General features: G+C 59.9%; 14 protein-coding genes. 1 reads left to right on the plus strand and 13 read right to left on the minus strand.

The window, feature by feature from the left end; genetic code table 11:
- Positions 1–10: 10 nt before the first annotated feature.
- Positions 11–439, minus strand: a complete 429-nt coding sequence (locus U9R61_RS15060) for a hypothetical protein (protein ID WP_322489628.1) — start codon at positions 437–439, stop codon at positions 11–13.
- A gap of 225 nt (positions 440–664) precedes the next feature.
- Here U9R61_RS15060 and U9R61_RS15065 point away from each other — a divergent pair, with 225 nt between their 5' ends.
- A complete protein-coding gene (locus U9R61_RS15065) occupies positions 665–1,177 on the plus strand; it encodes a hypothetical protein (protein ID WP_322489629.1) in 513 nt (170 codons plus the stop codon).
- On the opposite strand, the gene U9R61_RS15070 is transcribed toward U9R61_RS15065, so the two are convergent.
- The 12 genes from U9R61_RS15070 to U9R61_RS15125 all read right to left on the minus strand — a co-directional run.
- Positions 1,115–2,335, minus strand: coding sequence for an alpha-D-ribose 1-methylphosphonate 5-triphosphate diphosphatase (locus U9R61_RS15070; protein ID WP_322489630.1), 1,221 nt, complete (start codon positions 2,333–2,335; stop codon positions 1,115–1,117). The genes U9R61_RS15065 and U9R61_RS15070 overlap by 63 nt on opposite strands.
- 348 nt (positions 2,336–2,683) lie before the next feature.
- Complete coding sequence (locus tag U9R61_RS15075) at positions 2,684–3,370, minus strand: phosphonate C-P lyase system protein PhnL (RefSeq protein ID WP_322489631.1); 687 nt, start codon at positions 3,368–3,370, stop codon at positions 2,684–2,686.
- 15 nt (positions 3,371–3,385) lie between these two features.
- Positions 3,386–4,225, minus strand: coding sequence for an ATP-binding cassette domain-containing protein (locus tag U9R61_RS15080; protein WP_322489632.1), 840 nt, complete (start codon positions 4,223–4,225; stop codon positions 3,386–3,388).
- Positions 4,222–5,088 carry an alpha-D-ribose 1-methylphosphonate 5-phosphate C-P-lyase PhnJ gene (locus U9R61_RS15085; protein WP_322489633.1) on the minus strand — a complete coding sequence of 289 codons (867 nt, stop codon included), beginning with the start codon at positions 5,086–5,088 and terminating at the stop codon, positions 4,222–4,224. Before U9R61_RS15085 ends, U9R61_RS15080 begins: the two co-directional genes overlap by 4 nt.
- 68 nt (positions 5,089–5,156) lie before the next feature.
- Entirely contained in the window at positions 5,157–6,329 is a 1,173-nt protein-coding gene (locus tag U9R61_RS15090; protein WP_322489634.1) for a carbon-phosphorus lyase complex subunit PhnI, read from the minus strand.
- A gap of 105 nt (positions 6,330–6,434) precedes the next feature.
- The gene (gene phnH / locus U9R61_RS15095) at positions 6,435–7,061 is read right to left on the minus strand and encodes a phosphonate C-P lyase system protein PhnH (protein WP_322489635.1); all 627 of its coding nucleotides are present in this window, start codon (positions 7,059–7,061) and stop codon (positions 6,435–6,437) included.
- 325 nt (positions 7,062–7,386) lie between these two features.
- Positions 7,387–7,806 carry a phosphonate C-P lyase system protein PhnG gene (phnG, locus tag U9R61_RS15100; RefSeq protein ID WP_015942198.1) on the minus strand — a complete coding sequence of 140 codons (420 nt, stop codon included), beginning with the start codon at positions 7,804–7,806 and terminating at the stop codon, positions 7,387–7,389.
- A gap of 39 nt (positions 7,807–7,845) precedes the next feature.
- Positions 7,846–8,676 (minus strand): PhnE/PtxC family ABC transporter permease, encoded by an 831-nt coding sequence (locus U9R61_RS15105; protein ID WP_322489636.1) that lies wholly within the window; start codon positions 8,674–8,676, stop codon positions 7,846–7,848.
- Positions 8,676–9,464: a phosphonate ABC transporter, permease protein PhnE gene (gene phnE, locus U9R61_RS15110; protein ID WP_322489637.1), complete on the minus strand. Its 789-nt coding sequence runs from the start codon at positions 9,462–9,464 to the stop codon at positions 8,676–8,678. Before phnE ends, U9R61_RS15105 begins: the two co-directional genes overlap by 1 nt.
- Positions 9,454–10,239, minus strand: a complete 786-nt coding sequence (gene phnC / locus U9R61_RS15115) for a phosphonate ABC transporter ATP-binding protein (RefSeq protein ID WP_322489638.1) — start codon at positions 10,237–10,239, stop codon at positions 9,454–9,456. The genes phnE and phnC overlap by 11 nt, the downstream gene beginning before the upstream one ends.
- 182 nt (positions 10,240–10,421) lie before the next feature.
- Positions 10,422–11,480, minus strand: a complete 1,059-nt coding sequence (gene phnD, locus U9R61_RS15120) for a phosphate/phosphite/phosphonate ABC transporter substrate-binding protein (protein WP_322489639.1) — start codon at positions 11,478–11,480, stop codon at positions 10,422–10,424.
- 170 nt (positions 11,481–11,650) lie between these two features.
- Positions 11,651–11,886: GNAT family N-acetyltransferase (locus U9R61_RS15125; protein WP_416208857.1), on the minus strand; the 236-nt coding region annotated here is incomplete at its 5' end.

An 11,886-nucleotide genomic window follows, 5' to 3' on the forward strand; every position in this document is an offset into this window, starting at 1 on the left:
GGGGATATGGTTACGTGAGTAATTGCCAAATATCAAAGCCTAACGAGAAGAAGATAATAAACAGGATGACCAACGAAAGCGGCAACATATCGAACCGGCGCGGGTGCCGGGTTTGCCAGAAGTAACGCAAACTGCGCACCAACATTGTGATTGCTAAGAGATCGAGCAGAATGACCAACGGCAAAGAGATGTCGGTGGTGAGGCCGATCAGGGGCAGCGCGATGGGCAAGAGCACGTATTGCAGGGTGCAGCGCGTGGCCGAGATGAAGAGCGAGATGCTGAAGGCGCGCTCGCCCGGCGTCGCCGGCGGTGCGTCGTCAAGCTCTTCTTCGTGCGTTTCATCAACCGTTTCTGTGAGCGGGGCCGGTAGCGCCGGCTGCGGCGGCAACAAAAGCAGCCGGTCAAACACGCGATCGAGCGTTTCGGTGATAGCAGACATAGGCAGCACTCACCTCATGGAAAAATAAACAAAGACGTTACATTGCAACGTCTCTTTATATTATAACAGCATCCGGTTAGGCTCTAAGCAACGCTGGGGTCAGGATGGGTAAAAGGTGGCACCTTGGCTGTGGTATGCCAGACCCAGCCCTCGTATCCGCGCAATCTGCAACTTGCCCCTATAATGATAATTGGGTTGATTTTTACTCTTTATGAATGAACGACTATGCGATATCTGAAATTGCTTCTGGCCCTTGTTGTGCTCCCCCTTGCCGGTTGGTGGTGGTTTCAGAGCAATGTCTTCATCACTGAGTGGCTACTGGGTCATAGCGAGGGTTTTCAACGGTTTGTGATCTGGATGATCTCGACGTTACAGAGCAGCGGTTACATCACCATCCTTGTGCTGGGTACCGTGTATGTATTGGCTAGTCTGCTTGAGATCATCTTCTGGCCCACCGGTACACTCACCCGGCGGTGGGGCGCTTCGGCGTTGATCTTTTGGCTGGCGGTGGCGGCGCTCGAAGCGATCGGGATTTTTAACGGCTACAGTATTCGCTATTTCGGCATGTTTGCCGTTGATGGCCAGCCGCCACCCGAATGGGGCCGCTGGCTGAGCGGCGTGCCGCTGGCCGTTCTCTTTGCCATTGGCCCCGAGTGGCTGTTCCGCCGGTCGTTGCTAACAATAATCGTGTGGGGGCAGCAATTCTTCATTCGTCCGGTAGTGGACAGTAACGGGTAAAGGTGTGTCTTGTTTTTGGAGGGTGTAGACCGGTTTACCGCCAACAAAGACCTGCTGCACCACCGGATCGGGTATGCGGCGCACGACGATCAGGTCGGCGATCAGTCCCGGCTGGATGCTGCCGATCAAATGGCCGATGCCGGCGGCGCGGGCCGGGTGATGGCTGACCAGCGCCACTGCGGCGGGCAAGCTAAGGGTGCCGCGGTCGGCGAGGCGGAAGATGACTGGCAATAGAGAGGCCGGATAGTAGTCGGCGCACAGCCAGTCAACGACGCCGGCCTCGATCGCGGTTAATGCGCTCAGGTTGCCGCCGCTTGACTTGCCGCGCAGCACGTTCGGCGCTCCCATCCCCACCGTCATCCCGGCGGCATGCGCCGCTTGGGCCGCGGCTAAGGTGGTGGGGAATTCGGCAATTTTCACCCCCAACTCCACCCACTGCGCCACCCGTTCAGGTGTGTCGTCATCGTGGCTGGCGACCGGTAAGCCATACTTCGTCGCCCATGCAATCACTTGCCGGATCCGGTTGGGCACATCGCTCTGCGCCGCTCGCTTGCGGGCCAATAATTCGTCGATCTCGGCATCGCTGCGCCCAGTGGTCTTGGCGACGTAATGGCGAAACGCAGCTTCGGTGGTATATTGCCCCTGCCCCGGACTGTGATCCATGATTGAGACCAGCCGCAATAAGGGATGGCCCAGCATTGTCTTCAGCGCCTCAAGGCCGCGCTCACTGCTAACCTCGACCCGGGCATGCACGAGATGGCGCGCGCCGCAGTGCCGTTCGGCGCTGAGCCGGTGAAGGAAGTCGCTGACAAAGCGATCGCTGCGCACACCGAATTCGGCGTCGTCGAGCGATAAGGCGTGGAATTGGCAGGTCACGCCGCACCCTAGCAAGAGCCGGTCGGCAGCGTGGAGGGCGATCCCGGCTTCGATCTCAACGCCCGGGCGGGGTTGTACCAGCTTTTCGATCGCATCGCAGTGCAGATCGATCAGGCCGGGCAACAAATACGCTCCGTCGAGATCAAACTGCGGCATCGTTGCCGCATACGGGTGCACGCCGCGTCCAATCGTCCCGATCCGACCTTGGTTGATCACCACCCAACCCTCTTCAACGACTCGATCGGGCAAGACAACAGTCGCGTTGGTGAAGAGATACTGCATAGGTTGCCTCGTAATCATGTGTTCGTGAATAATGGAATTGCCGGTGTTGGCAGGCCATTGCGCGCGGCCGCTCCTCTGTTGTCCTTGCGCGCCGCCGCTCTCCTACTGTCCTTGCGTGCCGCCGGAGGCGGCGAAGCAATCCTCCACGAGCACGGGAGCGGCCCCTTTCCGCCGAAGGAGGCGATTGCTGCGGGGGAAGGCATCCTGCAATACAGGATGCCTACGCGCCCTCGCAATGCCAGCAACACATCCCGTACAGCGTTCGTAGGCACCGCAGCGGGAGATTGCTTCGGGCGCTGGCGCGCCCTCGCAATGACAAACGCACCCCCTCGCAATCGTACTCGCACCCTACGCGAACGTCCATTGCCGGGTGGCGTGCGCCCCTAGCCCGGCCAAGTCGTGCGAGACGCTGATGATCGCGGTGCCTTCGGATTGGGCGGTCCGGATCATCGCAATCACCACCTGCTTGGTCGCTTCGTCGAGGCTGGCGGTTGGCTCGTCGAGCAGCAACAGGCGCGGGCAAGCGATAAAGGCTCGCCCAAGATTGATCCGTTGTTGTTCGCCGCCGCTGAAGGTGAGCGGGCTGGCTTGCCAGAGCGCAGGCGAGATGCCGAGCCGTTGCAGCCATTCCCGGCCAATCTCTTGCGCGGTTGCGCGATCCATCCCCTGCCGATAGAGCGGTTCGCAGAGGGTATCGAGCGCCGAAACACGAGGCAGGACGCGCAGGAATTGCGAGCAGAAGCCGATCTCGCGCTCGCGCAGGCTGAGGATGACGCTCTCGGCAGCGCGGCTGAGGTCGATGCGGCCAAATTGGTGCGAGTCAAACCAGATCTGGCCGGAAGTCGGCAGGTAGGTGCGGTGGATGCACTTGAGGATGCTGGTCTTGCCCATGCCGCTGCGCCCGTAGATGAGCAGGTGTTCGCCGGCAGCGACGCTGAGGTTTACGTTGCGCACCGGCGTGATTTCGTGCCCGTCGATCAGGTGCAGGGTGAAGGATTTATGCAGGTTACGAATTTCAAGCAGTGGGTGGCTCATAGTGCGTAGCCTTGATTACAATGCCGACGAGACCAGCAGTTGGGTGTACGGATGCTGCGGGTCTTCGAGGATTTGGTCGGTCAACCCTGCTTCGACAACATGGCCGTTCTTCATCACAATCGTGCGGCGGGCCAGTTGGCGCACCACGCCGAGATCGTGTGACACCAGTAGCATGGTGATCCGGTCTTCCCATTGAATCCGGCGCAGCAGGTCGAGCACGCGGGCCTGCACCGAGACATCGAGCCCGCTGGTGATTTCATCGAGCAGCAATAGGCTGGGCCGGCTGGCGAGTGCTTTGGCGATCTGCACGCGCTGCAACATGCCGCCGCTGAAGGTCGGTGGTTCGTCGTCGATCCGTTCCGGCGGCAGTTCGGTTTTGACCATCAATTCGGCGGTGCGGGCGCGGATTCGGCCAAAGTGCCGCCATTCGGCCAGCAGTAGCTTTTCGGCGACGTTGCCTCCTACCGAAAAGCGCATATTTAAGCCCAGTTCGGGGCGCTGGTAAACGATGCCGAGTTTGGTGTTGCGGAACAGTCGCGCTTCGTAGCGGTCGAGGGTGGTGAGGTCGCGCGGCGGCCCGCCGTTGTCGCGGTACCAGATGTGGCCGCTGTCGGGGCGCAAGGCCAGATAGATCATCTGCAATAGGGTACTCTTGCCGCTGCCGCTCTCGCCGACGATGCCCAATACTTCACCTACGTTCAATTGCAAGTTCGCCTCAACACAGGCCCAGACCGTCCCACAGCGCGGGCACTGCGAGCGACCGGTGTCGGGGCCGGTCAGGCGGTGGCAATCAGGGCAGGTTGGCCCAAAGTGCTTCGAGAGCTGCTCGACCCGTAAAATCCAATCGTCGATCATGCCGTCGCCTCCATCTGCGCCACGCGCTTCGCGCAGTACGCTGCGTCGGAACAGGTAGTTTCCCACCGTCCGCCGCTGCTATCGCTGACGAAATGCTCGGTGAGAAAGGTGCGTTCGGCCCCGCAACGCGCGCAGCGCTGGCCGGGCCGGTACTCGGTGCGGAAGGGGTAATCCTCAAACTGGAGCGGCTCGACCACAGTGTAGGGCGGCACCGCGTAGATGCGCTTCTCGCGCCCGGCCCCAAACAGGTAAAGGGTTTCAGCCATGTGCAGCTTCGGCACATCCCAGCGTGGGATGGGGGTGGTGTCCATCAGGTAGCGCCGGTTGACGATCACCGGATACTGGCTGGCGATGCGCAGATCACCGGCTCGCACCACGCTCTCGTACATATAGACCCACATCTTGCCGTAGTCGGCTTCGCTGTGCATGATCGTGGCCCGTTCGAGGTTCGGTTCCACCCAGCGCAGCGGATCAGCCATCGGCACCTGCAAGACCAGAATCTGATCGGCTCGCATTGGCTCTTCGGGGATGCGGTGGCGGGTTTGGATGATCGTCGCTGCAGCGGTGTCGGTGGTGGTAGTGACGCCGGTAGTGCGGGTGATCAGCCGGCGCAAATTGACCGCATTGACGCTCTCGTCGTCGCCTTGATCGATCACCTTGAGCGTATCGTCTGGGGTGATGATCGACAGCGTAATCTGCAACCCGCCGGTACCCCAGCCGCGGGCAATCGGCAGATCGCGGCTAGCAAACGGCACAAGGTGGCCGGGAATGGCGACCGCCTTCAACAGCTTGCGCCGGATCTCGCGTTTGGCATCTTCATCGAGCAGGGCGAAATTGTAAAGCTGATCGGAAGTTTCGCTCATGGCGTGCTCTGTCCTTGTTTAGCATGGAACACGGCGGTTTGTTACCCTTGGATGTCTACAACCCAACCCTAGCGTGAATCACTGGTGAGCACCTGATCAACCAACTGGCCGAGCCGGCTCTGGTGCTGGGCGTGATGTTCACGCGCCCGATCCAGCACGCTGAGGTCGGCGGCAAAGGTGACGTAATGCGGCAACTTATAATGGGCGACGAAGCCGCTGGCCTCGATCCCGTCAGTGTGCAGCAAGACGAACTCTTCATCCGCTGCCGGCCCCGACTCACCGGCGAGGCTGCCGGCGCGGGCCTGCGTTAACACGCTGTCGAGAATGGCCATACTCATCACCTTGAGCTCACTCTGGCCGAAGGCGAAGCCATAGCCGACGTTGAAGCGCGGCGGTTCGGCGTGACTCGTCACGCTATGCGCCTTCGAGGCGATTTCAGCCTCGGTCGCTTCAATTTCGCCAATCGTGACCGGTTCGCCGGTGAGCGGGTGCGCGACTTGCACCGGCAGGTAGCCGTAGCGTAGCTCGACCAGTGTCGGGTGAGCATCGCCGTAGCCACGTGTGCTGCTATAGGCCAGACTCATCAGGCTGCCGGTATCGGCTTGGGCCATCGCTTGCAGACGGGCGCTGCGCGGGCAAGGGAAGGTAAGCGGTTCGCGGGTAATGTCAAACGGCTCTTCGTGCGCCGGTTCGGCAGGCATATCCACAATCATCTGCTCTTGCCGCATATACTCGGTCACTTTGGGGAAGCGGCCCCACGCGCCAGGTTGGGGTTTGCCAGCCTCAACCAGCGCCGCGTAGCGTTCGGCGGCAGCAATCACAGCCCGCACGTCTTCGTGGGCCAGCGCCGGCTGCAACAAGCGGATTAGGTAATCGGTGGCCGGCCCCAGCATCTGGCCGCCGGGAATATCTTTGAACGAAGCCGAAATCCGGCGCAGACAGAACATCTCGCGCCCCGACACCGGTAACGAGGCCATCACCCGCGGCAAGGTGGTGCGGTAGGCGCGCAGCAAAAACGCTGCTTCAATACTATCGCCTTCAGCCTGCTTGACTGCCAGCGCCGCCAGCAACGGTGCATAGAGCGCACCCTCGTGCATGGCCCGGCTCACGGCGTGGCGCAGTTGGTCGCGGATCTGCGGCAATTGCAGCGGCGTGCTGCCGCCAAGCAAGCGCAAACACTCGACTAACTCTTCGGCGCGGGCAACGGCTTCACTGCCCCCGCGCACCGCAACGTATCCCATACCGGCTCCTTATATCTATCGCATGACATGAATGGTTGGAGGTCGTGGCTCACACTTTCGCTCCCCATCCTCTGTGTCCTCCGTGCCCTCTGCGGTAAAAATACCTCAGATGACCTCAATCTGCGTTGTGCGCGGCAACCCCAAGCACCGCCCCTGCTGATCGATCAGAAACAGTTCGATCCCTAGCGGAAACTGGCTTGGCCGTGATGCAATAGTGGCCAGCTCGGTCGGAGCCACGCCGCGCAAACCAACCGTGGCCGTCGTAGCAATCCCTGGCCCGCGCAGACACAGCGTTTCACCGTTGAGCACAATCTCCGGTACGCTGAGAAAGACGGTGCAACTGCGTTCGGGGTAGAGCAACGATCCCGCCGCGAGTTCACCAAACAGCGCCGTCCCGGCTGGGTCGTGCAAGAGTGCGAAATCAGCGGCAGAAGGCTCTGCCGGACGAGCGTTAGTGCGCAGGGCGATCCAGCGCGTCAGCGGATGATCGACCGGCAACCATTCTTCTCCGGTGGCATGGACGAAGCTTACCGTCTGGTCGAGCAGGCTCATACCGGCGGCAACGGCGGTTACATTGGGGAGCGTGCCGTCCGGCAGCGGCGGCAGATCGGCGAAGGTCGGTGGCGGCAAGTGGCCTACCTTACCGGGGCGGGCTAAGCAATCGAGCAGCACACGGAAGGCAAGGCCGTTAAAGCGTTCGATCGGTGTGGGTGGTATAGCGACGGTGGTCATAGGCGATTCTTAGTAGATTATGTGTCATCAGGAGCGAGGAGCGCGAGGAGCGCGGGCCGGCGGCCCGCAGCGTACACGAGTTGGGATGGGAATGGCCCCCACCCCCGTTGGGTGAAGGGGGTACCGTCGAGGGTGAACCCTATCCCAAAACCCTTTGCGCCCTCTGCGTCCTTGGCATCTTTGCGTATGAATCCTCTGCACCTTGGCTCGCTTTGCGCCTTTGTGTTCGGCCCCGTGCCTAGCCCTTCTCCCGATGGAGGAGGGGGTGAGATGAGTGCAGGCGACATGTGCTTTTTGTGTCTTTTCGTGGCTATTCGCCTCCCGTTCAAAACGTCTCGAACTCCACCCGCGTCGCTGCGGCGGCGGCAAAACGCCGTTCATAAGCGGCGCTCAGCGCCTGCCCTAGTTCGGCGATGCGCGGGCGCAAATCAGCGTGCGGATCACCCGGCATGCGCAGCGCCGCGTCGAGCACGGCCAACGCTGTCGCATGATCCGGGTCGCGCCCGATCACCATCCCAAACCCAAACTGGCCGGCCAATTCCAACCGCGTCTCGGTGACGAGAATCTCGCCGCCGTTGAAGACCGTCTCGGCGACGCCCTCGATCATGCGCAACTGCACCAGCACGCAGCGCGGGCCGCTGATGAACGTCACCGCATCGCGGTCATACCGCGCGAGCACCTGCTCGGCCAACGCGCAGACGAGGTGGGGCGGACTGCAACTCAGAATATGCGAGGTCGTGAGCATCTGATCTCTTTCTGCGCTAGCTTCGCGCTTCTATAGGCGTTACGCAGGTCGCTTCACGCCAACCGTCTCTTTCAAGCGGGTTGCGCCCCATTCTAACAGAATGGCAAAAATCAGCACCGCGTATGTAAAGATGCCCAACTCGCGTAGATCGAGATAGAAGGCGCTGGCCATAAACATGTCAAAACCGATCCCGCCGGCACCGGCAGTCGCTCCCATCGCAATCGCCACCGAAAAGTTAATCTCAAACCGCACGAACGTCCACGAGAGCAGGGCCGATACCGACGAAGGCACGACCGCTTGAAACACCGTCTGCCACCAGTTGGCCCCGCTGGCGCGCAAGGCCTCTAACACCCCAGCATCTAGTTCCTCGAAGGTTTCGGCATAAGCCTTCACCAGATAGCCGACCGAGTGAAACGTCATCCCGATCACGGCGGCTACACTGCCCAAACCGGCAGTGACCGCGAAAAACAGCACCCAGAGCACGGTCGGCACCGCGCGGATGAATGCCATAACGACCTTGACCGCATCATTGACCCGGCGCGGGGCCAGATTCTGAGCTGCGAGCAGGGCAAGGAAAAAGGCAATGATCGCGCCAAAGACAGTGGTCAACAGGCCAAGCGCAACCGTAATCATCAACTCGCGAAACAGATCAAGCCAGCTCAAATTTTTCAACCGCGCTTCAAACAGCAAGACGCGAAAAGTGTTGAGCATGTCGCCAAAGGCGGTAACGACATTGATGTTGCGTGTGTCAATAGTGATCAGACCGTAGACGGTCAGCAGCGCCAACACAATCAGCGTCGCCTGCAACACTGTATTGGCATGGCTGCGCGGGCGCACTCGAATCTGGCCAGAAGGCAGCGTTGTCTCCATCAGAGGATCGTCCTTCGGATATAGTTCGATACCGTTTCAATCAGCAAGACCACAGCGACCGTTGCCAGCACCACAAGGCTGGCCGAACCGTAGCTAAAGTTCTTGAAATAGAGGTCGAACAGAAACCCAACGCCAGTGCCGGTGAGAATGCCGACCAGCGTGGCGCTGCGGATATTAGTTTCGATCATGTACAGCACCCAGCTAATCAATTGCGGCAGACAAGCCGGGATCACGCTCTGGCTGATGATTGCAGTGTAGCCGGCGCCGGTAGCGCGCAGCGCCTCGACCGGCTCGATCCCTACTTCATCAATGGTTTCGACCATCACGCGGGTGATGAAGCCGAAGGTGACGAAAAAGAGGGCAAAAAAGCCGGTAAAGCCGCTTTGCCCGAACGAAAAGAGTAAGATCAGCGCCCACACCGACACATCAATGTTGCGGAAGATGCTCGCAATAGCGCGGGCCGGCAGGCTAAACCACGGGTGCGGGCGGGTGGTGTTGGCGCCGAGCAAAGCCAACACCAAGCCAAAGATCGAGGCGATGGTTGAGGAAGCTACGGCAATCAGCACCGTCTCTTGCAGCTTCTCAAGAATGCGCGGCAAACGCGCCCATGCCCGCTCGTCAGGCACGAAATTGGCGATGCCCCAGGCAAACGCGCGCGGAATGACGCTCAACCCTTGCACGAGATCGAATTGGGTCAACACCATGCCGCCATAGGTAATAGCCACCATCGCGATAAAGAAGAGCGCAGACTGAATCCGGCGACGGCGAAAAAAAGTATCAGGCTGCATAGCGCTCCTTCAGATCGAGGATCAGTTCGCCCGCTTCCGAGCCGTAGATTTGGTAGATTTGGGCATTGCTCAGCGCGTGCGGCGGCCCGTCGTAAATCACCCGGCCCCGGTTGACGCCGATGATCCGTTCGGCATAGTGCAGCGCGACATCAACCTGATGCAGATTGACCAGCACCGTAATCCCGGTTGAACGATTAATCTCTTGCAGGGTGTCCATGATCACCTTGGCCGAGCTGGGGTCAAGCGAAGCGATCGGCTCGTCGCAGAGCAGCATCTTCGGTTGCTGCACCAGCGCGCGGGCGATGCCGACCCGCTGCTTCTGGCCGCCGCTGAGCTGGTCGCAGCGCTTGTACATCTGCTCACTCAGGCCGAGCGTTTCTAGAATGCGCACCGCCTCGCGCTTCTCTTGCTCGCTGTAGAGGCCAAGTATGCCTTGGAACGTATTCTTATAGCCGAGCCGCCCATGCAACACATTCTCGATCACGCTCAGCCGGTTGACGAGATTGTAGTGTTGGAAGATCATCCCGATCTGGGTGCGGTGGCGGCGCAGTGTTGGGCCGCGCAACTGCGGCACACTGACGCCATCGAACCGGATGTCGCCGCTGGTAATGTCAATTAAGCGGTTGATACTGCGCAGCAGGGTTGACTTCCCCGCCCCGGAAGGGCCAATAATCGCGACAAACTCGCCGGGTTGCACCGAAAAGGTGATCGAATCGAGCGCTAGCGTCTCGGCGCCGTACCGCTTGGTCACTTGATCAAGTTCGAGCAGGCTCATACAACCTCATTTCTGTGATGGGCCTCTGATCGTGCGTTGCTGTGGCAGGTGCGCACAGGGGTTGAACCATTGGAGGCAATCGCTCTTATGAAGTGCGACAGTCAACCTGCCGCACTCCATCCTGCAAAAGCGGAGCTGGCGGTATCATTCGACAGCTCCACTGCTGCTATTCTCGGCTTGGTTTAACGTATTGCCCGGATCGGGTTGAAGAAGGCGTCATCAACCACAAGGAAGCGCTCGTCCTTCGTCTTGCGGAAGAGCGGCTTAAAGCCGGCGTCGATCTCGGTCTTGGTGGCAAAGATGCGCGGATTATTCGCCACTTCATCTGAGGTCAGCTTGTCTTGCAGCCGCTTGATCTCATCGGCGGTCAGCATGCCGCTGTTGACGACGAACGGTGCGTTAATCACCGGGGTAGCCGAGATGAGCACAAACTCCGCACCGGGGAACTTATCGAATGGTTCGGGGGCATTATTCAGCACGCGGTAGACCGCACCGGGCTTATTCTCTTCACCCGATACCAGTTCGACATAATTCTGGACACAGGCATCGCAGAACGAAGCCACATCAACCGCACCCGACAACAAGGCCACCGCCGCCCCCTGATGCGAGCCGCCGAACTGCACTTCGCTGAAGAACTTGTTTGGGCCACCTTCGATTAGCTCGTCGGTGGTCAAGTTCTTCCACTTCTCTTGCTGGCTGAAGTACTTAATGATACTTGCCGACGGCACGCGGAAGCCAGATGTGGAGCTGCTCGAGACAAAGGCAAAGCGCTTGCCCTGAATGTTATCGATCTTATAGATGCCGTTCTCTTGATAATTACCCTCTTGGCCGCGCACCACCGCCAGCCAGCTATAGTAGACTGCCGTGTCCAGCCGGCCATCTGAACCGCTAGGGATGACAAGCGGCACAACCTTGTTGTTCTTATCGTGCGCTTGCACATACGCCTCAGCGCCAAAGAAACCAAGATGGGCGGTATTGTTGGCCAACGCTTCCACTGCGATCAAGTAGTCGGTGGTGGTGCGATGTTCGACCGGGCGACCAAGCACTTCGCTCACCACCGCGCCGATCGCGTCACGGGCATCTTTCAGTTCAGATCCCGACTCGTTAGGCAACCAGGCGATAATGACCGGTGAATTGGCATTCGAGGTGGTGTTCCCGCCGGTGTTGCCGCCGCTCGCGCCACAAGCCGCCAGCGCCAGCGTCACAATCGTCACGATCAACAAAAGCCGCAGAGACCGCATACAGAGCATCCTCCTGAGCAGGCATTGCTGACGATGCCATTGCATCGCTGTATGCAGTCTAAGCGGCTTTGATTATGAGAAGATTATGAGAAGATTTTCGATTGGCTAAGACTGTATCAAAACTGTGCAAATATTGTGCAACAATAATGACTGCGCCCGTTGCGACAGTGTTACCCGCCACCCAAATTGGCGGCAATCAACCGCTCGACAACCACTACATCGCGCCAGCGCCCATCGAGCTGGGCATGCTTCTCGTAAATGCCAACCTCGCGAAAGCCGACTGACGCCAGCATCGCCCGGCTCGCGGTATTCTCGACAAACACCCGCGAAAGCAGCTTCCAGAACCCGGCGCGGGTGGCGGCTTCGATCAATGCCAGCATGGTGAGCCGGCCAATCCCGCGCCCGC

The sequence above is a fragment of the Chloroflexus sp. genome (genome assembly GCF_034431535.1).
Classification (GTDB): Bacteria; Chloroflexota; Chloroflexia; order Chloroflexales; family Chloroflexaceae; genus Chloroflexus.